Origin of the sequence: Flavobacterium araucananum (assembly GCF_002222055.1) — a bacterium.
GTDB lineage: Bacteria > Bacteroidota > Bacteroidia > Flavobacteriales > Flavobacteriaceae > Flavobacterium > Flavobacterium araucananum.
Genome location: NZ_MUGS01000015.1, coordinates 160,996 through 185,253, shown reverse-complemented (window position 1 = coordinate 185,253; position 24,258 = coordinate 160,996). Strand labels below are relative to the sequence as shown.

Below are 24,258 nucleotides of genomic sequence, written 5' to 3'. Positions count from 1 at the left end.
CGCGCAAAGACGTAGAGCCGCTAAGTCAAGTTTTACAAGCTATTTTCTTTGCGGCTCTGCGTCTTTGCACGAATAATCAATGTCATTTCTAAGTAAAATAACTTAACCCGAAAATAATGTTATGAAGCCCTATATATTAAATTGTATATTTTTTTTTCTAGTAATACTAAACGCAAACCCAACTTTTGCTCAAAAAACAGCAATTGATCAAAAATGGTGGAAAGAATCTGTTTTTTATCAAATCTATATGCCCAGTTATGCAGATAGCAACGGCGATGGATATGGCGATTTTAAAGGAATGACTCAAAAATTAGAGTATCTCAAAGAGCTGGGTATAAAAGGTATTTGGCTTACTCCTTTTCTCAAATCTCCGAAAGTAGATAACGGTTACGATGTTGCCGATTATTATGAAGTTGATCCTACGTACGGAAATAAAGCTGACTTTGATACTTTCCTGAATGAAGCACACAAACGAGACATTAAAATCATAATAGATATGGTTTTTAATCATACTTCTACAGATAGCAAATGGTTTCAGGAATCCAGAAAATCAAAAGACAATCCGTATCGCGATTATTATATATGGAAAGATAAACCTAACAATTGGGAATCTTTTTTTGGAGGGACTGCCTGGGAAAAAGACAATCTAACCAATCAATATTACTATCATAAGTTTGATAAAAGAATGGCCGATCTTAATTGGTCGAATCCAAAAGTAGTTGCAGAGATCCAGAATGTATTGCGTTTTTGGCTTGATGCCGGAGTGGATGGTTTTAGATTGGATGTAATCAATTTTTTGAATACAAACGGAATCACAAAAGATAATCCAACAAAAAACGGGGAGCAAGATCACATAAACGATATTGATCAGGAAGGTGTAAAAAATGCCATGCGCATTATAAAATCTACTGTAAGCGAATATGATAATCGTTTTATTGTGGGAGAAATAGGAAGTGATAAAATCGAAGTTCTCAAACAATACCAATCGCAGGATTTATTAGATGTTGTTTTTAATTTCAACTTTGGCAGTATCAAAGAATTTTCGACCCAACGTATATTTGATGAGTTGCAAAGCATGGAGAAAAACATGAGCAACTACCCTACGCTATTTTTTGGCAGTCATGATATGCCCAGAGTGATCGACAGATTGGCAAATGGAAATCAGGATAAAGCCACGGCACTTGCTGCTTTGATACTAACCGCAAAAGGAGTTCCGTTTGTATATTATGGCGAAGAAATTGGTATGCACAATATTATCGCACAAAATATTGACGAAATGGTCGATATACAAGGAAGAACCCACTATCAATTAGCACTTGCAGAAGGCAAAAATAACAACGAAGCACTTCTTGAGGGAAATGAGCACAATCGCGATAAATCACGTAGCCCGATGCAATGGAATCCAGATTCGTTTGCCGGATTTTCTAAAGAAAAAACCTGGATAAAAATTAATCCGGATTATAAGAAAAATAATGTTGCGGTTTTGACACCTCAAAAAAACTCAATACTAAACAATTACAAAAAACTTATCGCTTTAAGAAATAAGGAAAAAGTTTTACAATACGGAATTTATCAAAATCTTGAATCTTCAAAAGATCAAATTTCATTTACAAGATCTTTCGAAGGAGAAAAAATTATGGTTATAATCAACTTTGGTTTAAAAAAGGAAGTGCAAATACCTATAAATGCTAAAATTCTTATGGGAAGTAAAACCCTAAAATCAAACAGCTTTATTGTTTATAAAAATTGAGTTCTTATATCTTAAACCCGACAGTCCCGAAGCCCAATGTAGTTAAGTTATGATTTTTTTTAAGACAATAATATTTCAAAAACTGCGTAAAGACGCCACTTTTTTGAGTATTAAACTTATTGAATAGACTCTAGCTTCAGCTGGAGAAACCTATTACACAAACAATAAGGCTTTAGCCAAACAACTCATTTTGGCTAAAGCCAATCTGATTGATTTTATATAAACTCCAGCTAAAGCTGGAGTCTCAAAAAATTGTGTTTAAGCTTTGCGTTTTTATGAGAATAGTTTTGTTTTCTAAAAGTTTAACTTAATGACATTGACCGAAGCGTAGTGATTGAAAAGCTTTCGAGTTCAAACACACTTTTTAAATTATTTATTTAAAACTATTTTACTTCATAAATAAATGATTCCGAAGGCGCAATTTCAACGATAACAGTTCCTTCTCCATTCTTTACAACCAAAACATTTTTCTTATTAGAATACAATTGATCCGTAAGTACATATTCACCATCTTTTAAATTCCATTTTAGAATAACATCAGATGGAATCTTCAAATTAAACGTACTTGTTTTTTCAGAAGAAAAATTCGAAACAATAATTAATTTTTGATTTTCGGACCAACGAACATAAGAATAAAGCAATTCATCATAACCGGCATTATTCTGACGGTTTATAGTTTGAATCTCCTGAAACTGCCCCATTAAAGCAGGACTATTAATAGAAAAATTAAGCAATCGTTTATAGAAATCACGAAGGTTTTTTTCAGATTCAGAAAGTTGTCCGCCATCAAATTTTCCACCATTCATCCAGCGTTGGTGATTAGGAACTCCAATATAATCAAAAATCGAAGTTCTGGAATGCGTTCCAAAACCTGCATTTTCGTTTCCGGCCTCGCCCACTTCCTGACCAAAATAAACCATTGTTGGCGAAGTACTAATTGTGGCAGAAACCACCAGTAAAGGTTTTCCTCTTTCCGGAGTTCCTGCAAATTCAGGACTTGCTAAACGCTGTTCATCGTGATTGTCTAAAAAATGGAGCATATTGTGTTCAATATCAGACATTCTTTTTTGAATATTAGACAATTCGTCAGGATTCGATTTTCCGCGAATTACATCTTTCAGCTTATCATACGTTTCAACTTTATCATACAAATAATCCATTTTTCCTAAATGAATATAATTGCGATATTCATTCGGGTTGTATACTTCTGCCAATAAAAAAGCATTTGGATTTTTCATCTTGATAGCAGAGTTCATATAACTCCAAAACTCATACGGAACCATTTCTGCCATATCATAACGAAAACCGTCAACACCTTTATCAATCCAATACAAAGCGATAGATTTAAACTTCTTCCAGGAATCCGGTACATCTTTATCCTGCCAAAAAGCAAAATGATCGACATGCGATTTCTGATCGAATCCTGCCGGAAGCTCAGGAAAATCTTTAGAACCATCCGGACGAATTCCGTAATTTACTTTTACCGTTTCATACCAGTCATTTTGATCTGGTTTTACTTTACGAGAACCATTTCCGGTCCATTTTGCAGGATTTTCATCAAATACGCCATCGACAAGCGGATTTTTTTCTCCGTTTAACGGAATATCATTATCGGGGATTTCAAAATGGTTGTTTGGTATATAATAAAAATTATTGTTTTTACTGTATTCAACTTTTACATTATCATTGGCTCCAAAATCACGAACACCTGCGGGATTATTTTTCCCTTCATATTTTCGGGCAATATGATTGGGTACAATGTCAATAATCAATTTTAAACCTGCTTTATGCGTACGTGCAATCAACTCTTCGAATTCTTGTAATCTGTTTGCCGGATTCACCGCCAAATCAGGATTTACATTATAATAATCTTTTACTGCATAAGGCGATCCAGCTCTGCCTTTTACCACTTCGGGATCATCATCAGAAATTCCGTAAGCCTTATAATCCCTAACCAAAGCATGATGCGGAACACCGGTATACCAAATATAAGTAACACCTAAATCCTTAATCTCATGAAGTGCTTTATCTGTAAAATCATTAAATTTACCTACACCATTTTCTTCAATTGTACCCCAGGGTTTGTTCGTTGTTTTTTTATTTCCAAACAAACGGGTAAAAACCTGATACACTACAATTTTCTTATCCGTTGCGACTTCTTCTTTAGCTGTATTCATTTTTAAATCTTTGGTTTTACATGCCGAAAATAGCATGGTTGCAGCCATTCCTGCAACAAAAACTTTTTTATTTATCATAATTCGTTCTATAAACTAATTCGTTTCTGAATTTCTAAATTTAGCTTTATTTTTAAATGGAAAAGGGAACAAAATATATTTTTGCTCTTATTTTAGTTTAAAAATCAAACTACAACGAAAGAGTATTAGATTTTGTTGATAATTAATATAAGGCTCAAAGTCGCAAAAATGCAAAAGAACAAAGATTAAATGTTTGCAAACCTTTGCTAATCTAAACTGAAAAGAAATAATCCATCAATAAATTATTAAAAATTCGAAGATTTTATAAAACCTCTGAACCATTGTCACTTTGAACCTTTGCGCCTAAAAAGAAACAATTAAATTAATCACAATATAAACAAAGGTTGTAACCTTTTTCATAAATTTGACAAAAATTTAATCCATTGAAGAAAGCACTATTTTTCATATCCTATTGTTTGCTTTTATTAAGCGTACAATTCATTTTTGCACAAGCACCAAAGCCAAAAGTAATTAATATTGAAAATTCAGATTTAGTAGAAATCAATCAGGACTTGGTACCAGATGGGGTTTTACTAACCGGAAATGTAAAAGTAAATCATGACGGTGTTGTCTTAACCTGCAACAAAGCATACTTTTTTCAGAAAGAAAACTACCTTAAAGCGTTTGGAAATGTACAATTAGTGCAAGGCGATACTTTGTTTCTAAACAGTAAATATGCTGAATATAGTGGGAATCAAAAAAAGGCTTTCGCGACCGGAGATGCTGTTATGAGTTCTCCAGATGCTACTTTACGCACAGATACTATAAATTTTGATCGAAATGTACAACAGGTTTTTTACAATACAAAAGGTACAATCGTTAACAAAGAAAATACTTTGGTGAGTAAATCAGGAAGGTATTTTGTTGCCGAAAAGAAATTTCAATTCCTGACTGAAGTTACCATTACAAACCCAAAATATGTTATAAAATCAAATCATTTAGATTATTACAGCAATTCAGGGCATACTTATTTATTTGGTCCATCGACAATAACAAGTCAGGCTAATTATATTTATACGGAAAAAGGATTTTATGACACGAAGAAAAACCTCGCTCATTTTTTAAGAAAATCATACATCAAATATGATGATCGACGTATAGAAGGGGATAGTTTATATTACAATCGAAATATTGAATTTGCATCGGCAACCCGAAATGTAAAAATTACAGACTCCATAAATCGCGGAATCGTAAAAGGACATTATGCTGAAATTTACAAACTAAAAGATTCGATGTTTGTAACAAAAAGAGCTGTAGCGATAAACTTGGTCGAAAAAGATTCTGTTTACATTCACGGACAAAAACTAATGGTTACCGGAAAAGAAGGCGAACGTATTTTAAGAGCGTATAAAAATGTCCGATTTTATAAAGTAGACATGAGCGGAAAATGCGATTCGATACATTCGAACTCTAAAACGGCTTTGACAAAATTAATTGGAAATCCAATTTTGTGGAATGGCGAGAATCAAATTACAGGAGATGTCATGCATTTAATTGGCGATAATAACACCAAAAAATTAGACTCATTAAAAGTCCTCAACAATACCTTTATCGTCTCTAGGGATACCCTTGGCACCGGATTTAATCAGGTCAAGGGGCTCAATTTGTTTGGAAAATTTCTGGATGGAAAGCTTCATGATGTTGATGTCATCAAGAATACCGAAGTCATTTACTATATGCGAAATGATGCCAACGAACTTATTGGAATCAATAAAAATGTAAGTAGTAAAATCAATCTGATTCTAGAAAATAATGCCGTAGAAACCATTACTTTTTTTAATAAAGTAGATGGTGAAATTTTTCCGGAAGCAGATTTACCCGAAAATGCCCGTAAGCTAAAAGGCCTGCGCTGGCGTGGGGACGAAAGAATAAAATCGAAAGATGATATTTTTTCTGCCGAAGACAATGAACTTAATGATAAATTAGTTCAGGAAGGAAAAGACGAAGAAGCTAAAGACAAAGACACTCCGATGAAAATCAGGAAAGAAACCTTAGATTACGACAAGAAGAAACCCGCTGTAAAAGGTGCTGCAAAAACTAGTACTAAAACTAAAAAGTAGTTTTTTAGTCGCAGTCAAGGTTTTCAGTTTACAAAATTTAGTCTCAGTCTCAGTTTTCAGTCTCAAAGCTTTGCGGTCTTTGCATTTTTAATATAAACTTGATTAAAACTTTGTACCCTTTGCGGTAAAATCCAGTCGTTGTTACCGTTTTTAGTATCAAAATTTAAGATGTTTTCATTTTAATAATGTAAGCTTGATTAAAACTTTGCGATCTTTGCACAAATCTTTCCGATCTTTGCGGTTAAAATTCAGTCACAATATTCAGTCACAGTTTTCAGACTGAGACCAAAAACTGTGACTGAGACCAATCTTAGTACCTTTGTCACTTTGAACCTTTAAAAAAAATGAATCCAGATTTTATTAAATACCAGGCACAAACATCTCCTTATCCTTTAGGAATGGAGGTTTCGCATGCAATTGGTTCCTATATTTACGATACAAACGATAAAAAATATTTAGATTTTGTTGCAGGTGTTTCCGCTTGTACCCTTGGGCATCAACACGCGAGAGTCAATCAGGCTATAAAAGATCAGTTGGATAAATATTCGCACGTTATGGTTTATGGGGAATATTCGCAAAGCCCGGCCGTACAATATTGCAAACTATTAGCTTCACTCCTGCCAGAATCATTAAACAAAACCTATTTAGTAAACTCAGGCACAGAAGCTATCGAAGGCGCATTAAAATTAGCCAAACGAAGTACAGGTCGTAGTCAGCTTATTTCATGTCATAACGCTTATCACGGTAACACAATGGGCTCGATGAGTGTTATGGGATTTGAAGAACGCAAACAAGCCTTTAGACCCTTGCTTCCGGATGTTGATTTTATTACCTTTAACAACGAAGAAGATTTACAAAAAATAACCACCAGAACTGCTGCAATACTTTTAGAAACCATACAAGGGGGAGCAGGATTTATCCAGCCGGAGAATAATTATTTACAAAAAGTGCGCAAACGTTGTGATGAAGTTGGCGCCATGATGATTGTAGACGAAATTCAGCCTGGATTTGGGAGAACCGGAAAACTATTTGGTTTTCAGAACTATGACGTAGTTCCGGATATAGTAGTTATGGGAAAAGGAATGGGTGGCGGAATGCCGGTGGGAGCTTTTACGGCTTCGGCAGAAAAAATGGACCTATTGACCGAAAACCCAAAATTAGGGCATATAACCACTTTTGGGGGACACCCTGTCATTGCGTCAGCCTGTTTAGCTACTTTGCAGGAATTAACTGAAACAAACCTGATGCAAGAAGCCTTAAACAAAGAAAAACTCTTTAGATCGCTTTTGGTACATCCTTTGATAAAGGAAGTTAGAGGAAAAGGATTAATGCTTGCCGCCATGACTGAAACTGCCGAAATAACCAATCAGGTAATTTTAAACTGTCAGGACAAAGGGCTTATTTTATTCTGGTTGCTCTTTGAAGGATGCGCAATACGAATAACACCACCGTTGACCATTTCTGAACAGGAAATAAAAGAAGGTTGTGCCATAATAATCGAAGTTATGGATGAAATCATGAAAAATAAAAGATTAGTTACTAAAACAGCATAAAAAATATTTCCATATTGTTAATTAAATTGTTCACAACAATTAATTTTCATTCCTCACAACAATAATATGGTTGCCTAAATTTATAACAGGCTAATTTCAAATAAAGACAGTATGCAATTAAGCAACGAAGAAGAAGATTATAACCTATCCCTATCCAAATTTGAGTCAATGTTAAAAACAAACAAAGTACTCTTTTTTGATTCTGAAGAATTTGAAGAAATTATTCTTCATTATTTAGACATAGGCAAGGCTAATTTAGCAAAAAAAGCCTTAAAACTTGCATTAGATCAACACCCAAAATCTACAGGCTTAAAATTAGTACAAGTAGAAATGTTGGTTTACGACGACAAACTAGAAATCGCTGAGAAGCTCTTGAATGAGTTATATGCAATTGAACCTAACAATGAGGAAATTTATATCCAGAAAGCCAATATTTGTTCTAAAAGAGATCAACACGAAAAAGCGGTAGAGTTGCTTAAAATTGCTTTGCAATATACAGATGATTATGCTGACGTGTATAACTTAATTGGAATGGAATATCTTTTTATGGATAACCTCGAGTTGGCAAAAGACAGTTTTATTAAATGTCTCGAAGAAGATCTAGAAGATCAGTCTGCCTTGTATAACGTGGTGTATTGCTTTGAATTTCTAGATCAAAACCAGGAAGCTATCTTATACCTAAACGATTATATCAATAAAAACCCATATAGCGAAATTGCCTGGCATCAGCTTGGTCGTTTGCATTATGGTGTAAAAGAATACGAAAATGCAATTCGTGCTTTTGACTATGCAACCCTGATCGACGATGAGTTTTTGGGTGCATTTATGGAAAAAGCAAAAGCGTATGAGCGTCTTAAAAAATACGCCGAAGCTATCGAAAGTTACAACCGAACCATCGAGTTAGACGATGCTACCTCTTATGCCCTGTTGCGTATCGGAAAATGTTACGAAAAACTCGGGAATTCGGCAAAAGCATTACAATATTACAATCAAACCGTGCATGAAGATCCGCTTTTAGACAAAGGATGGATCGCCATTACGGACTTTCATGTGCGCCAGAAAAACTTTCAAAAAGCATTATTTTTTGTCAATAAAGCATTAGCAATCGACAATCAAAATCGTTTGTACTGGAAACGTTATGCAACGATCAACAAACAAATGAACTTTTTTGAAGAAGCTGAATTTGGCTATAGAAAAGCAGTAGAATTTGGAGATTATGCCTTAGATACCTGGTTGTTTTGGGTAGATATCCTTCAGTTTTTAGGCGAGTTCGAAAGTGCTATTCAGACTTTATTGCAAGCAACTGAATATTTTCCTGAAGAAAACGAAGTCGAATATCGTTTGGCAGGACTATATTTCATGATTCAGGACAATACCAAAGCAAAATTTCATTTGAGCAATGGTTTGCGTTTAAACTTTGAGAACTACATTTTAATCGAAGATTTATTTTCGGTAGTATGGTCAAAAAAAATGGTGAAAAATTATATAGAAAAACATAGAAAAGAATAATGATTGATATTTTAAGAAGACGTTTTGGTTTGTTAGGCCGCAACATTAGCTACTCTTTTTCTAAAGGATATTTTACAGAAAAATTTAGTGATGAAATCTTTGCCGGCAACAGCTACGAAAATTTTGATATTGCTGACATTAATTATTTTACTGAATTAGTAAAAAATAATCCGGATCTAAAAGGACTAAATGTTACCATTCCGTACAAAGAGCAAGTCATTCCATTCTTAGATAAACTATCCAGAAAAGCCTCTTTAATTGGTGCTGTAAACACGATTAAATTTACCAAAAACGGAAAATTAAAAGGGTACAATACTGATTATTATGGTTTCAAAAAATCACTGGAACCTTTATTAGAACCACATCATAAAAAAGCACTTATTTTAGGCACAGGCGGCGCATCAAAAGGTGTTGCTTTTGCTCTGGATGAATTAGGCATTTTGTATACTTTTGTTTCCAGAGAAGCAAAGGAAAACATCATCGATTATAATTTGATAAATGCTACAACTTTCGATAATTTTCAAATCATAATCAACTGTACACCCGTAGGAACAAGTCCAAATATTGAAGCTTGCCCTGATCTTCCGTACGAGTTTTTTACAGACAAACATATCGCATACGACTTAATTTACAATCCCGCAGAAACACAGTTTCTTAAAAATGCAAAAGAAAAAGGAGCAGTAATTAAAAACGGATATGATATGCTTATTTTTCAGGCAGAGAAAGCCTGGAAAATCTGGAATAAATAAATTACCAAATCCACACATCCTATAACTTACCTGTTATCCATCTCTTTAGAATTGGATAATACTACTCCTGTGTTACAACCTTAAATTTAGAACGCTGATATAATTTCTGAGTTTAAACAAAATATATAATAAGAAATTTACATCATTAAATTCACAAAATGTAGTATTTTATTTATTTTTTATTGTTATAAATGTAAAATCTACAATTCATTTTCATAGATTTGTTTTTTAATGACAAGCCATGAAAAATACACTCTTTTTAATCGTGCTTAATACCTTCTTTTGCTACTCTGTTTATTCTCAAGGTAGTCAGTATGAAGAAAACCCTTTTAAGGAAGCCCGTATCAATTATTTTAAACAAACTATTTTAGTATTTAATGAATACCTTGATACGGATAACGGTTCCTTTAATACTACTGATATCAGGTTGATAATGCCTATTGGAGATAAATCATGGAATATCCGGGCAGATTTGCTTTTGGTATCAACTAATACAGCAGGTTTAAATAAAACCGGACCTGGAGATTTTTCGTTTGGCGCAACTTATATCCCCTATATAAATAAAAAAAGAGGAATAGCGATCAGAACCCGCATCATTACAAATTCTGCAAACGATCCTAAACTGGGCAGTGGCAAATGGATTGTTGTACCAGCCTTATTTTATGGGCAGTTTATAGGTTCTAACAGGCGTTTTTTGTGGTTTTCTTCTCTCGAACATCAATCGAGCTTTGCAGGTTCTGCCAATAGAAATACAATAAACACCAGTATATTCGAAAATTTGGTCATACATTACTTTGGAAAAAACTGGATTGGTTCTGATGTTGCTTTTCGATACAACACAACATTAAATAGTTTTCAGAATAATGCTTATCTGGAACTAGGCCGTAAAATAACCCCTTCGAACCTCGCTTACATCCATCCAAGTGTAGCATTTGGAGGAAAAAAAGCCTATAATTATGGACTGGAAGCCGGAATACTAATATTATTTTAAATTTGAAGTAAAACTAAAATTTTGAGTTTATGATATTGATTTAATTTCATTTTTCTAAAAATTTTATCAATCTACAATTTAAATTTACTTCAAAAAAAACAGAAAAAAACTTCCATCACAATCGTAAATTGAAACAATAAATAAGAATTTAACGGTAAAAAACACTATAAACAAGGGATTTATTTTGTATTTAGAAACACCTTTACTATCTTTCGCTCTGTTTAAAATAAAAACCTTATACATTTAAAATGTTAGAAGAAAAGAATGATAACCTGCAAGAAGCAGACGGAAAATTAGAAATCGAAATTAGCGATTCTACACAAGATAATGCGACTGAAACATCAGAGCCGGAAACAGCTGCTGAAAATTCGACTACAGTTATTGAAACTGAAGCAGAAAATACAGCCGAAGCGACAGATGACAATCATCAGACAGCATTAGACGCCATAACGAATTCGAATGCCGAAGAAAGTGAAGATGAAACGCTAAAAGAGCGTCATGACATTCCTATGCAGGATTATGATACTTTCTCTCTTGATGCACTTGTTGATGAGCTAAAAAAACTGATCAATACAGATAAAGTAATGTCTGTAAAAGATCATATCGAAGAAATTAAAAAGTCTTTTTTATTACAATACAATCACCTTATAGAGGAGAAAAAAGAAGAATTTAACGCTTCTAACCAAGATCCAAATGAGGAATTTGAATATCATTCTCCGCTTAAATCTAAATTTGACGAATATTATACTGTTTTTAGAGAAAAAAGAAATGCGCATTTTAAGCATTTGCAAACCAATCTAAAATCTAATTTAGACAACAGACTTGCGATTGTTGAAGAGTTAAAAGAACTTATCAATCCGCAGGAAAACATCAAAGACACTCTTAAACATTTTAATGACTTAAGAGAAAGATGGAAAAATGCCGGAGCAATCCCAAAAGACAAATACAATCACGTTTGGAATAATTACCATTTTCACGTAGAGAATTTTTACGATTATTTACACTTAGATCGTGAAGCCAGAGATCTGGATTTTAAATACAATCTGGAGCAAAAGCAAAAAATAATTGCTCGTGTCGAAGAGTTGGCAAACGAAACTGACATTAGTAAAGCATTTCGCGAATTACAAGATTTGCACAGAATCTGGAAAGAAGATATTGGACCTGTTTCTAAAGAGCACCGTGATACAATCTGGAATAAATTTAGCGAACTGACTAAAAAAATACATGATAAAAGAGAGGTTTTGTTTGAGAGCCAAAGAGCAAACGAACACAATAATCTTGAAGTCAAAAAAGAGATTATTGCAAAAATCGAAGTTTTAGGAACTGAAAAAGTAAACTCGCACTCGCAATGGCTCGTACAAATTCAGAAAGTAGAAACCTTAAGAAATGAGTTTTTTACTGCCGGAAAAGTACCATCAGACGTTAATGAAGAAACCTGGGCTGCATTTAAAACTGCCGTAAGAAACTTTAATTCTTTTAAAAATTCATTTTATAAAGACATTAAAAAAGATCAGAACGACAATTTGAATAAAAAAATGGCCCTTGTTGCAAAAGCCAAAGAATTGCAGGAAAGTACAGATTTTAGTGCTACTACTCCTGTAATGAAACAAATTCAGGAAGAATGGAAACAAATAGGTCACGTTCCTAAAAAGTATTCAGATAAAATCTGGAAAGAATTTAAAGATGCCTGCAATCATTATTTTGACAAACTAAAAGAACACAAATCAGAAGAAAACGTTGACGAAGTAGCTGCTTTTGATAATAAAAAAGCTTACCTGGATATTTTAAGAGCTTACCAACTTACAGGTGACCACAAAACTGATCTGGATGCTATTAAAGCACATATCGAAATCTGGAAAGGCTACGGAAAAGTTCCTTTTTCAAGACGTCATATCGAAGGAAAATTCAATAAAATTCTGGATGCTCTTTTTGAAAAATTAAGTTTGAGCAAAAAAGAAACAGAAATGATGCGTTTCTCGAATCGTATTGATTCTTTGTCTGATAGTAACGATACCCGTAAACTGGATAATGAAAAGATTTTCTTAATGCGTAAAATTGAAGAAGTTCAAAATGAAATTTTCCAATTAGAAAATAACATTCAGTTTTTTACGAATACAAAAAATGCTAAAAAGGAAAATTCAATAGTACTTGAAGTTCGCAAAAACATTGCTGTTCACAAAGAGAGTCTTGAACTTTGGAAAGACAAATTGAAACAATTGCGCAACCTGGGACAGGAATAAAGTTCTAAGTTTCTACCATAATCAAAAAAGGTGTAATGATATTTTCGTTACACCTTTTTTTGTTAGGCTCATTTTACCGCAAAGGTGCAAAGGTTTTATAAAAAGAATGCTAGCTCATTTTTTCGCAAAGACGCAAAGACGCAAAGTTTTATTTTTCTCCGCGTCTTTGCGCGAGATAAAACCTATGCGCCTCCTATGTTTGCGGTAAAATTCACTCCAATATTTATCTCATTTCAATCCCAAACATAACATTCTAATAAAATTTTATAAAATTATTCTTTAAAATATTGATTATATTTGAGAATCAAAAGATTACAAACCTAAAAATCGTATAAAATGAAATTTACAAGAAAAGCAAATGCCAACTGGAAAGGAACGGGCATGGAAGGAAAAGGAACTATCAGCACACAAAGTACAACACTGGATAATGCTCAGTTATCCTTTAAAACAAGATTTGCAGACGGAGTTGGAACAAATCCGGAAGAATTGGTTGCAGCAGCACATTCTGGCTGTTTTACGATGCAATTAAGCTTTTTACTTAACGAAGGAGGTTTTACGGCAGATGATTTAAATACAGAAGCTACAGTTACTTTTGAAGATGGAACAATAACATTGATTCATTTAGACCTTAAAGGAAAAGTTCCGGCAATCTCAGCCGAAGAATTTGAAAAAACAGCAGCAAAAGCAAAAGAAATCTGCCCGATTTCTAAACTTTTAAATACAACAATTACACTTTCTGCTACTTTGGTTTCTTAGAAATATATTTTTAAAGCATAAAAAAAACCATTCGCCGCGGCGAATGGTTTTTTTTATTTCTATGTCTGCTTATAATTACATTGTAGCTTTTAAAGCTTTTGCTTCAGCAGTCATTTCTAATGCTTTATAAACTCCTAATAATGTTTTAGAAACATCTTCGTTTTTAGGATCTAATTCATTTGCTTTTTTAAGGTATGGAATTACTCCTTTAAAAACGTTTTCTCTTTGTCCTTTCAACACATCGTAACGTTTCATATCTTTTGCAGAAGTACCCAATTTATTCATCTCATCAATAATTGGTTTTTCAGCTTCTAATTTCAAAGCTGCCAGGTTAAGATAAGCATTTGCGTAGTTTGGATTGATTTCGATTGCTTTCAAATAATATTTCTCAGCATCGGCATTGTTTTTAGAGTTAGCACTGATAACTCCTAAGTTAAATACTAAATCAGCATTGTTTGGTTCTTTTTGCAAAGCCTCACCTACTAATTTTTTGTATGTTTCAAAATCTTTAGATTCTAAATACAAGTTTGCTTCTGTAAGAATCAAAGAACTATCGTCCGGATTCGCTTTTCTGGCATCAGCGATCGCTTTTTTAGCATCTTCGCTGCGTCCTTTTTGAACTAATATCAAAGCTAAGTTTTTGTAAATCTCACCTCTTTTAGAAGGAATTGCTTCTGTTTTAGGTTTTTCGTGAGTTCCTAATTTTACAGCTAAATCTCTTTCTTTCGCATTATTAAAACCGTCTTCACTACCTGAAATTTTGTTTACAGCAGTAAAACTAGTTCCTTTTCCTGAATAGTTCAATTTTTTAAGCTCTTCGTACATTGGCAAAGCAAGATCAAAATCCTGAGCATTTACCGCTGTTGAAGCTGCGTAATATAAATTGATTGTATCATTTTTATCTAATAAATAAGCATCATACAATTTTTTTGCACCTTCGGCATGTTTACTTTCCTTAGAGTCTGCAATTGCAGCATTAATCAATTTTCCTTTGATCTCAGTAATCGAAGCGGCAGCCTGAGTAGAATATTTAATTTTTCCGGAAGCTTTTTCAACATCAATTAACTTTTTGTAGCTTTCGGCAGATAGAGAAAGGTTTTTGCTTTCATCTGTTTTTTTATCTGCCAGGGCCAAATAAGCATTACCTTGTACAAAGTAGTATTGTGCTTGTTCAACATCTTTGGCATTTACTACCAAATTTTCAGCATCTTTCAGGATTGCAATTGCTCCTTGAGCATCTCCTCCTTTTAACGCTTTTTCAGCACTTTTTATCTGATCTTTTTGAGCAAAAGTAGCTACTGAAATCAATAATGCTGACGCAAGTATTACATATTTACTTTTCATAGTATTCAATTTGTATATTTAATTATGTGTGGTTATTAATTTATTCTTCAGATTCTTCTTCTTCAGCGTCATCTTCATCTTCTAATTCTTCTTCTGTATCATCATCGTCGTCGTCTTCTACAGTACCGTCGTCTTCAAGAACTTCTAAGTCCGGTTTAACTCTTTCGATAACGGACTCTATAACATTACCGTCTTCATCAACAACAACTTCGGCAACATCATCTTTCATAACTTTTGTTACAGCTGCAATAGAATCTTTACCTTTTAAGTTAATCAATCGAACACCTTGTGTTGCACGACCCATAACACGTAAATCCTCAATAGCCATTCTGATTGTTAATCCGGATTTATTGATAATCATTAAATCATCAGCATCTGTTACAGCATTAATCGAAATTAATTTCCCTGTTTTCTCTGTGATATTAAGGGTTTTTACACCTTTTCCTCCACGGTTTGTAATTCTGTAAACATCCTCACCATCGTCATCAACTAATTTGGTACGTTTTCCGTATCCATTTTCAGTTACAACCAAAATTTGCGAATCGTTTACATTGTCTTTATCAACTGTAACCATACCAATCACTTCATCAGTATCGTCTTTTAAGGTAATACCGCGAACTCCGGAAGCTGTTCTTCCCATCGGACGTGTTTTAGTTTCTTCAAAACGAACCAATTTACCTGATTTAACAGCTAAGATAATCTGACTTTCGCCATTGGTTAATTTTGCTTCCAGTAATTCATCACCTTCTTTAATAGTAATTGCAGCAACACCATTTACCCTTGGTTTAGAATATTTCTCTAAAGAAGTTTTCTTAACCTGACCTTTTTTAGTTACCATTACCAGATTATGGCTGTTGATATAATCTTTGTCTTTTAAGTCTTGTGTACAAATGAAAGCTTTTACTTTATCATCACTTTCAATATTTACTAAGTTCTGAATCGCCCTTCCTTTTGCGGTTTTACTTCCTTCTGGAATTTCGTAAACACGCATCCAGAAACATTTTCCTTTTTGCGTAAAGAACATCATATATTGATGATTGGTTGCTACGAACATGTGCTCAAGGAAATCCTGATCTCTTGTTCCGGCACTTTTTTGTCCAACTCCACCTCTATTTTGCGTTTTGTATTCGGTAAGGTTAGTACGTTTGATGTAACCTGCGTGAGAAATGGTAATAACTACGTTTTCATCGGCAATCAAATCTTCGATACTTACATCTCCACCAGAATATTCGATTTGGGAACGACGGGCATCTCCGTATTTCTCACGAATCTCTTCAAGTTCTTCCTTGATAAGGTTCGTTCTTAAATTTACATCTTCTAATAAAGCTTTCAAATGTTCGATTAACTTCATTAATTCCTCATATTCAGCTCTTAACTTGTCTTGTTCAAGACCTGTTAACTGACGTAAACGCATTTCTACAATTGCACGGGCCTGAATATCTGATAATTTAAATCTTTCGATTAATTTCTCACGAGCTTCTTCTGTATTTTTCGAACCTCTGATCAAAGCAATTACTTCATCAATATTATCCGAAGCAATAATTAAACCTTCTAAGATATGAGCTCTTTCTTCGGCTTTACGCAATTCGAAACGAGTTCTGCGAACTACTACATCATGACGGTGCTCAATAAAATAGTGAATCATATCTTTTAGATTCAGCATTTGTGGGCGACCTTTTACCAGCGCAATATTGTTTACACTAAAAGAAGATTGTAATGACGTAAATTTATATAAGGTATTCAATACTACGTTTGGCGTAGCATCACGTTTCAGGATATAAACGATACGCATACCGTTTCTGTCAGATTCGTCACGAATATTGGCAATACCTTCAATTTTTTTATCGTTTACCAAATCAGCCGTACGTTTGATCATTTCGGCTTTATTCACCTGATATGGAATCTCTGTTACGATGATACATTCTCTACCGTCAACTTCTTCAAAACCAACTTTGGCACGCATGACAATACGTCCTCTACCGGTTTTAAATGCTTCACGAACTCCTTCATAACCATATATAATACCACCGGTTGGAAAATCCGGTGCTTTAATATGTGTCATTAATTCGTCAATTTCGATATCGTTATTACCAAGATACGCTAATGTACCGTTGATAACTTCAGTTAAATTGTGTGGAGGCATATTTGTTGCCATACCTACCGCGATTCCTGTTGCTCCATTAATTAATAAAGTAGGAACACGGGTTGGCATTACTTTTGGCTCATATAAAGTATCATCAAAGTTCAATTGAAAGTCAACTGTTTCTTTTTCGATATCTGCCATAATATCTTCAGATATCTTACGCATTCTGGCCTCAGTATAACGCATTGCTGCAGGACTATCACCATCGACAGAACCAAAGTTACCCTGACCATCCACTAATAAATAACGCATACTCCATTCCTGAGCCATACGAACCATCGCGTCATAAACAGAAGTATCTCCGTGTGGGTGATACTTACCCAGAACCTCTCCTACGATTCTCGCAGATTTTTTGTGGGCAGATCTTGAAGTTACACCTAAATCATACATTCCGTAAAGAACTCTTCGATGTACTGGTTTCAAGCCATCTCTAACATCAGGAAGCGCTCTCGATACAATTACTGACATCGAATAATCGATGTAAGCTGATTTCATTTCATCTTCTATGTTAATAGGAATTAACTTTTCTCCTTCAGACATAAGTTGTTATGTTTAAATAATTATATTAGTTTCAAAGCGTGCCAAGATACGGTTTTTTGAAATTTTTTCAGCTATTTACTTACACTTATTTCAATGATTTATTAACAACTTTATTTTAGGTTTTAGTTAATAAATTAAGCGTTTTTTAACGCTTTTATTGTTATTTTTTTTGTCACTTAGCTGTCAGGAGTTCCTTAAGGGTATGGTTTTTGTTTTTCAAACACTAATTCACTAAATTTACAATACCAATTATATATTATGGATGATAATTTTTCACCAAGAGTAAAAGATGTTATTACCTACAGTAAAGAAGAAGCCTTACGTTTGGGTCACGACTTTATTGGTACTGAACATCTAATGCTGGGCATTTTAAGGGATGGAAACGGAAAAGCTATTCATATACTTAATAACCTTGCAATCGATTTAGATCATTTACGCAGGAAGGTAGAAATACTGAGTCCGGCCAATCAAAGCGTTGAAGTAAATGCAGAAAAGAAAAATCTTCATCTAACCCGTCAAGCGGAAAGAGCCCTGAAGACAACCTTTCTTGAAGCTAAAGTATTTCAGAGCTCGTCTATTAGCACGGCGCACTTGCTATTATGTATCTTGCGAAACGAAAACGATCCAACAACCAAGCTATTGAATAAACTAAAAATAGATTATGACATAGCCAAAGAACAATATTTAAATATGACTCCAAACGAAGAAGAATTCTTAGAAAACTTGCCAAGAAACGAATCGTATAATGACGATTCAGGACAAGATGACAGTCTTAAAGAAAGTAGTTTTAACAATCCAGCCAATAAGTCAAACAAAAAATCAAAGACTCCGGTTTTAGATAATTTTGGGAGAGATTTAACAGAAATGGCAGAAGAAGGAAAACTAGATCCGGTAGTAGGACGCGAGAAAGAAATTGAACGTGTCTCACAAATTCTAAGCCGTAGAAAAAAGAACAACCCACTTCTTATTGGAGAACCTGGAGTTGGTAAATCTGCTATTGCAGAAGGACTGGCACTGCGCATTATCCAAAAGAAAGTATCTCGTATTCTTTTTAACAAACGTGTGGTAACCCTTGATCTTGCGAGTTTAGTAGCCGGAACAAAATACCGCGGACAGTTTGAAGAAAGAATGAAAGCCGTGATGAACGAGCTCGAGAAAAATGACGATATCATTCTTTTTATTGATGAAATTCACACTATTGTAGGTGCCGGCGGAGCAACTGGTTCTCTTGATGCTTCGAACATGTTTAAACCTGCTTTGGCAAGAGGAGAAATCCAATGTATTGGTGCTACAACTCTTGACGAGTACAGACAATATATTGAGAAAGACGGAGCACTAGAAAGACGTTTCCAGAAAGTAATTGTTGAGCCAACATCTGTTGAGGAAACAATTGCAATCCTGAACAATATAAAAGACAAATACGAAGATCACCACAATGTAACTTATACTCAGGAAGCTATTGAAGCTTGTGTTAAATTAACAAACAGATATATGTCTGAGCGTTTTTTACCGGACAAAGCTATTGATGCCCTTGACGAAGCAGGATCTCGTGTACACATTACTAATATTGATGTTCCTAAACAAATTTTAGACTTAGAACGTCAGTTAGAAGAAGTACGTGAAAACAAAAATCTGGTAGTCAAAAAACAAAAATACGAAGAGGCTGCCAAACTTCGTGATGATGAAAAACGTATCGAAAAAGATCTGGCTGTTGCGCAAGAACAATGGGAAGAAGACTCTAAAAACAACCGTATCGAAGTTACAGAAGATAACGTAGCCGATGTTGTTTCTATGATGACCGGAATTCCTGTAAACAGAATTGCCCAGACAGAAAGTAATAAACTAGCCAAATTACCTGAATTGATTCAGAACAAAGTAATTGGTCAAAACGAAGCAGTTTTAAAAATTGCACGTTCTATACAACGTAACAGAGCCGGACTTAAAGATCCTAACAAACCAATTGGTTCGTTTATTTTCTTAGGTCAGACCGGAGTTGGTAAAACACAATTAGCCAAAGTTCTTGCAAAAGAATTATTCGATTCTGAAGATGCATTAGTTCGTATTGACATGAGCGAATACATGGAGAAATTTGCTATCTCTCGTTTAGTGGGAGCGCCTCCGGGATATGTAGGATACGAAGAAGGTGGACAATTGACAGAAAAAGTTCGCAGAAAACCGTATTGTGTCGTACTTTTAGATGAGATCGAAAAAGCACATCCGGATGTATTCAACATGATGCTTCAGGTTCTTGATGACGGATATTTGACGGATAGTTTAGGTCGTAAAATCGACTTTAAAAACACGATCATTATCATGACATCAAATGTTGGTGCACGTCAGTTAAAAGATTTTGGACAAGGTGTAGGATTTGGAACTGCTGCCAAAGTGGCTCAGGCCGATGATAACTCTAAAAGCATTATCGAAAATGCATTGAAAAAAACTTTTGCTCCTGAATTCTTAAACAGAATTGATGATGTAATCGTATTCAACGCTTTAGAGAAACACGACATTGATTTGATTATCGAAATTGAACTTAAAAAATTGTATTCTCGTATTGCTGAGTTAGGATATACCCTAAGCCTTACCGATAAAGCAAAAGCATTTATTGCCGAAAAAGGTTTCGACAGACAATTTGGAGCAAGACCTCTAAAAAGAGCCATTCAAAAATATGTTGAAGATTTGTTAGCCGAGGAAATCATTACTTCAAAAATACATTCAGGTGATGAAATCTTGATGGACTTAAAAGACGATTCTCAGGAACTTTCAGTAGAAATACATAAAGCCGAAGAACCGAAAAATCAATAAATTAGTTTTATTTTATAACAGAAATAACAAACCCGTTACGTTTTCATAACATAACGGGTATTTTTTTTAGATAAATTACTATCTTTAATAAAAGCAAATAGCTATTTTTGACTATTAAATTTATATAATATAAAACAACGTATGCTTCAAAACAAAGTCATTTTAGGTAGCGAAGAATGGTGCTCATTTCCAGAATTAGGAATTCCAACAATCAAAGCTCGTGTAGATTCTGGTGCCAAAACTTCGGCAATGCACGCTATAAACATAGCTCCTTTTATAAAAAATGATGCCAATTGGGTGAAATTCGATATTAATCCAATTCAGAATAATATTAAAACCATCATTCATTGCGAAGCTCCTCTGGTTGACAAAAGAATTGTAAAAAGTTCGAGTGGTTTCAGAGAACATCGTTATGTAATTCAAACCAGCATAAAACTTGGCGAAATAAAATGGCCAATAGAAATGACATTGACCAACAGGGATTCAATGGGTTTTCGCATGCTTTTAGGCCGTGAAGCTATGAGCGGACGTGTATTGGTTGATCCGGAAGAAAAATACATGTTAGGGCAACCTTCTACTGAAACATTAAAAGAATTATATCAAAATTCAGAAAAAGCAACTTCTGGTTTGCGTATCGGACTTTTGGCGAGTAATCCTGAATTGTACAGCAATAAAAGAATCATGGAAGCCGGTGAAATGCGCGGTCACGAAATGCATTTCCTGAACATCAAAGAATGCTACATGAAACTGGACGCTAAAACTCCGGAGATTCATTATAGAGGCGGAAAAATATTAAATCAATTTGATGCGATTATTCCAAGGATTCGACCAAGCATTACTTTTTACGGTTGCGCTCTAACACGTCAGTTTGAAGCTTTGAAGGTTTTTGTTTTAAACTCGGCTACAGCCATAACGCAATCACGAGATAAATTATACTCTTTGCAATTGCTTTTAAACAACGGAATTGACATACCAACAACTGGTTTTGCCAATTCTCCTTTGGATACTGACAATCTGATTAAAATGGTTGGAGGCTCTCCTTTAATCGTAAAACTATTAGAAGGAACACAAGGAAAAGGGGTTGTTCTTGCCGAAACTAAAAAAGCAGCAGAAAGTGTTATCAATGCTTTTAAAAGCTTAAATGCCAATATTTTGGTTCAGGAGTTTATTAAAGAAGCAAACGGAAAAGACATTCGTTGTTTTGTAATCGACGGAAAAGTGGTTGCCGCTATACAGCGTGAAGCAATGCCAGGAGAATTTAGAGCAAATATTCACCTTGGCGGAACCGCATCGATCATAAAAGTAACTCCCGAAGAGAAAAAAATCGCCATAAAAGCCGCAAAAGCAATGGATTTAAAGGTTGCTGGTGTTGATATTATTCGTTCTTCAAAAGGACCTTTATTGCTTGAAGTAAACTCTTCGCCAGGTCTTGAAGGTATCGAAGGCGCGACAAACAAAGATATTGCCGGAGAAATGATTAGAGCAATCGAAAAGAATTTTAAAATAATTAGTTAGTTCATTCTAACTTAATATCCTATATTTATATTAGCAGCTTTGTCAGGGTTCAACACTTTGACAAAGCTTTTTTTTAATTTAAATCCTAAAAAGAAAATGAACCTACTACCCTATTTAGATATTATTTTAAGAAGTGTTGCTGTTTATTTTTTTATGACAATTGCTTTGCGAATCTTTGGAAAAAAAGAACTTTCGCAATTAAACACTGCCGATATTATCCTGATTTTACTGATTAGTAATTCTGTTCAAAACGCTATGGTTGGTCCTGACACGAGTCTTTCTGGTGGTTTGGTAGCGGCGTTGGTTTTATTTATAATCAATTACATCATTAAAAAGCTTACGCACAAATACAAAATTCTAAACAATCTGCTTCTAGACAAACCCGAGATTTTAATCCATGACGGAAAGCTGGATTTTACAGCATTAAGCAAATTAGACATCTCACACGAAGAACTAAAAGAAGCAATGCGGGAACACGGAATTGAATTTTTTGGAGATGTAAAGCTTGCTATGCTGGAAATCGACGGGACTATAAGCATCATTTCTGAAGATAAAAAAAATCTTAAGCAAACTCATTACAAGCGAAAACACAATCGCAAAAATTTACAAAAATAGCTTCATTTTACTTATTCGGGATCTTGATCTGATAGGTATCCGTATTTATATTTTTTATTGTTTTATTGGTTAAACCAAATGGTTTAAGCCTATGATTAAGATTAGCTAAAATATAATCTTCTTCTATTGGAAATTTTTCAGCAATGAGTTTATAAAACTTTAAAAGCTTTTTATCTTCTACTCCTTCCAACGCCTGCAAAGTTGTATGAATAACTCTGTTTGAATCATCATTAAGACCTGCAATAAAAACATCTGTATAATTGCTTTTATTCTCCAATTGTCCAAGCGAGTAATAAGCATCAATTCTTATTTTCTTATTTTTATGAGATGTAAAGGGAACAATAATACCACCATAATCCAGGTTCATCTCTCTTAGCAAATAGGTACAAAATCGAAAGGTTTCAACATCATTGATATTTTCTGTATTTGATTTTATAACTTCTAACCAATCCGTACTTCTATCTTTTGCGTACCAAAATACAAACTGAAAAACACCTAATAAACTTTTATTTGCAAAATCAATTAAATAAGGTTTTGCACGTTCATAATCAAACTTGGTCAATATTTGAAGTAGCATTTTTTGAATTTCACCCAAGCTTAATTCGTATTGTTTTTCTACCACAACAAGAACATCAGAATCTAATTTTTTCTTTTTTAAGATTCCGTTCAAACATTCTTTTTTAGTTTCATCATCCTCCGCACAAAAATAAACTTCAAAAATAGAACGAGACAACCCGCCTAATGTAAACTTAAACAAATCAGGATCAGTTACCATTACATCTTCAGGTATAATGGCATCCAGCCATCTTTCGTACCAATCTAAAAAATTAGTCTCAAAAGCAAAATATGGCTTTTGCCTGTCACTATCAACATAAACGACTCTATCTTTAAATTCACCGTTTAAAACAAGTGCATAATAATACGTACAACCTTGAGTTCCGACTGGTAATAATCCTGAAAATATTCTACCTAATTCAAGATCAAAGTCCTCTGTAGAAATATCTTCATTTTCTTCGATATTTTTATTCAGGTCAGACCAAAATTCATCAGACATATTTGGATAAATTACACAATCTTCTGCCAAATATTGTTTTACATTTTCAGAGATGAATTCATCAATGTTTTTTCCGAAAGGATAAATTCCATAACCTGGTCCAGCAGCAGAATTTGCATACGAAATTCCACCATTGCCAACGTGAAGTAAAAACGCTTTATAATCCTCCGGAAGCTCTAAATTATAGTCCTTTTCAAAACCCAGAATATCATCGCTACTTACCGTTTTTGTTAAAGTATATTGATGACTGCCTGCACCAAATACTTTAAAATCCTTATCCGCACCTTTTGCAAGGATCAGCTTGCTTTTTATTCTTTCTATTTGGTTCAATTTATCCATTCCTTAACCTTTATCTATTCTTTTATTATGGAGTAAATAT

15 protein-coding genes are annotated in these 24,258 nt (G+C 34.1%); 11 read left to right on the top strand and 4 right to left on the bottom strand.

Annotated features, from left to right (window positions below; genetic code table 11):
* Positions 1 to 121 precede the first annotated feature (121 nt).
* Positions 122 to 1,750 (top strand): alpha-glucosidase, encoded by a 1,629-nt coding sequence (locus B0A64_RS10805; protein WP_089479530.1) that lies wholly within the window; start codon positions 122 to 124, stop codon positions 1,748 to 1,750.
* Positions 1,751 to 2,133: 383 nt separating this feature from the next.
* On the opposite strand, the gene B0A64_RS10800 is transcribed toward B0A64_RS10805, so the two are convergent.
* Positions 2,134 to 4,005: an alpha-amylase family protein gene (locus B0A64_RS10800; RefSeq protein WP_089479529.1), complete on the bottom strand. Its 1,872-nt coding sequence runs from the start codon at positions 4,003 to 4,005 to the stop codon at positions 2,134 to 2,136.
* Between the two features lie 383 nt (positions 4,006 to 4,388).
* Between B0A64_RS10800 and B0A64_RS10795 the strand changes: the two genes are divergently transcribed.
* The 7 genes from B0A64_RS10795 (at position 4,389) to B0A64_RS10765 (ending at position 13,863) form a co-directional block, all read left to right on the top strand.
* Positions 4,389 to 6,065: an OstA-like protein gene (locus tag B0A64_RS10795; protein WP_244285392.1), complete on the top strand. Its 1,677-nt coding sequence runs from the start codon at positions 4,389 to 4,391 to the stop codon at positions 6,063 to 6,065.
* Positions 6,066 to 6,409: 344 nt separating this feature from the next.
* Positions 6,410 to 7,618: an aspartate aminotransferase family protein gene (locus tag B0A64_RS10790; RefSeq protein ID WP_089479527.1), complete on the top strand. Its 1,209-nt coding sequence runs from the start codon at positions 6,410 to 6,412 to the stop codon at positions 7,616 to 7,618.
* A gap of 111 nt (positions 7,619 to 7,729) precedes the next feature.
* Positions 7,730 to 9,127 (top strand): tetratricopeptide repeat protein, encoded by a 1,398-nt coding sequence (locus B0A64_RS10785; RefSeq protein ID WP_089479526.1) that lies wholly within the window; start codon positions 7,730 to 7,732, stop codon positions 9,125 to 9,127.
* Positions 9,127 to 9,876 (top strand): shikimate dehydrogenase family protein, encoded by a 750-nt coding sequence (locus B0A64_RS10780; RefSeq protein ID WP_089479525.1) that lies wholly within the window; start codon positions 9,127 to 9,129, stop codon positions 9,874 to 9,876. Before B0A64_RS10785 ends, B0A64_RS10780 begins: the two co-directional genes overlap by 1 nt.
* 241 nt (positions 9,877 to 10,117) lie before the next feature.
* Positions 10,118 to 10,867: a lipid A phosphoethanolamine transferase gene (locus tag B0A64_RS10775; protein ID WP_089479524.1), complete on the top strand. Its 750-nt coding sequence runs from the start codon at positions 10,118 to 10,120 to the stop codon at positions 10,865 to 10,867.
* Between the two features lie 248 nt (positions 10,868 to 11,115).
* The gene (locus B0A64_RS10770) at positions 11,116 to 13,107 is read left to right on the top strand and encodes a DUF349 domain-containing protein (RefSeq protein WP_089479523.1); all 1,992 of its coding nucleotides are present in this window, start codon (positions 11,116 to 11,118) and stop codon (positions 13,105 to 13,107) included.
* 336 nt (positions 13,108 to 13,443) lie between these two features.
* Positions 13,444 to 13,863, top strand: coding sequence for an OsmC family protein (locus B0A64_RS10765; protein WP_089479522.1), 420 nt, complete (start codon positions 13,444 to 13,446; stop codon positions 13,861 to 13,863).
* 75 nt (positions 13,864 to 13,938) lie between these two features.
* On the opposite strand, the gene B0A64_RS10760 is transcribed toward B0A64_RS10765, so the two are convergent.
* Both B0A64_RS10760 and gyrA read right to left on the bottom strand, forming a co-directional pair.
* Entirely contained in the window at positions 13,939 to 15,207 is a 1,269-nt protein-coding gene (locus B0A64_RS10760) for a tetratricopeptide repeat protein (RefSeq protein WP_089479521.1), read from the bottom strand.
* Positions 15,208 to 15,247: 40 nt separating this feature from the next.
* Positions 15,248 to 17,890 carry a DNA gyrase subunit A gene (gyrA, locus tag B0A64_RS10755; protein WP_089479520.1) on the bottom strand — a complete coding sequence of 881 codons (2,643 nt, stop codon included), beginning with the start codon at positions 17,888 to 17,890 and terminating at the stop codon, positions 15,248 to 15,250.
* A gap of 258 nt (positions 17,891 to 18,148) precedes the next feature.
* Between gyrA and B0A64_RS10750 the strand changes: the two genes are divergently transcribed.
* From B0A64_RS10750 to B0A64_RS10740, 3 genes are all read left to right on the top strand, one after another.
* Complete coding sequence (locus tag B0A64_RS10750; protein WP_089479519.1) at positions 18,149 to 20,695, top strand: ATP-dependent Clp protease ATP-binding subunit; 2,547 nt, start codon at positions 18,149 to 18,151, stop codon at positions 20,693 to 20,695.
* 141 nt (positions 20,696 to 20,836) lie between these two features.
* The gene (gene rimK, locus B0A64_RS10745; protein ID WP_089479518.1) at positions 20,837 to 22,210 is read left to right on the top strand and encodes a 30S ribosomal protein S6--L-glutamate ligase; all 1,374 of its coding nucleotides are present in this window, start codon (positions 20,837 to 20,839) and stop codon (positions 22,208 to 22,210) included.
* 96 nt (positions 22,211 to 22,306) lie between these two features.
* Entirely contained in the window at positions 22,307 to 22,825 is a 519-nt protein-coding gene (locus B0A64_RS10740; protein ID WP_089479517.1) for a DUF421 domain-containing protein, read from the top strand.
* 7 nt (positions 22,826 to 22,832) lie between these two features.
* On the opposite strand, the gene B0A64_RS10735 is transcribed toward B0A64_RS10740, so the two are convergent.
* Complete coding sequence (locus B0A64_RS10735) at positions 22,833 to 24,218, bottom strand: SMI1/KNR4 family protein (RefSeq protein WP_089479516.1); 1,386 nt, start codon at positions 24,216 to 24,218, stop codon at positions 22,833 to 22,835.
* Positions 24,219 to 24,258: the final 40 nt, after the last annotated feature.

Bases quoted from the DNA above. Each gene is read 5' to 3' on its own strand.
- B0A64_RS10805 (WP_089479530.1), top strand. From the start codon at position 122: ATGAAGCCCTATATATTAAATTGTATATTTTTTTTTCTAGTAATACTA.
- B0A64_RS10800 (WP_089479529.1), bottom strand. From the start codon at position 4,005: ATGATAAATAAAAAAGTTTTTGTTGCAGGAATGGCTGCAACCATGCTA.
- B0A64_RS10790 (WP_089479527.1), top strand. From the start codon at position 6,410: ATGAATCCAGATTTTATTAAATACCAGGCACAAACATCTCCTTATCCT.
- B0A64_RS10785 (WP_089479526.1), top strand. From the start codon at position 7,730: ATGCAATTAAGCAACGAAGAAGAAGATTATAACCTATCCCTATCCAAA.
- B0A64_RS10780 (WP_089479525.1), top strand. From the start codon at position 9,127: ATGATTGATATTTTAAGAAGACGTTTTGGTTTGTTAGGCCGCAACATT.
- B0A64_RS10775 (WP_089479524.1), top strand. From the start codon at position 10,118: ATGAAAAATACACTCTTTTTAATCGTGCTTAATACCTTCTTTTGCTAC.
- B0A64_RS10770 (WP_089479523.1), top strand. From the start codon at position 11,116: ATGTTAGAAGAAAAGAATGATAACCTGCAAGAAGCAGACGGAAAATTA.
- B0A64_RS10765 (WP_089479522.1), top strand. From the start codon at position 13,444: ATGAAATTTACAAGAAAAGCAAATGCCAACTGGAAAGGAACGGGCATG.
- B0A64_RS10760 (WP_089479521.1), bottom strand. From the start codon at position 15,207: ATGAAAAGTAAATATGTAATACTTGCGTCAGCATTATTGATTTCAGTA.
- gyrA (WP_089479520.1), bottom strand. From the start codon at position 17,890: ATGTCTGAAGGAGAAAAGTTAATTCCTATTAACATAGAAGATGAAATG.
- B0A64_RS10750 (WP_089479519.1), top strand. From the start codon at position 18,149: ATGGATGATAATTTTTCACCAAGAGTAAAAGATGTTATTACCTACAGT.
- rimK (WP_089479518.1), top strand. From the start codon at position 20,837: ATGCTTCAAAACAAAGTCATTTTAGGTAGCGAAGAATGGTGCTCATTT.
- B0A64_RS10740 (WP_089479517.1), top strand. From the start codon at position 22,307: ATGAACCTACTACCCTATTTAGATATTATTTTAAGAAGTGTTGCTGTT.
- B0A64_RS10735 (WP_089479516.1), bottom strand. From the start codon at position 24,218: ATGGATAAATTGAACCAAATAGAAAGAATAAAAAGCAAGCTGATCCTT.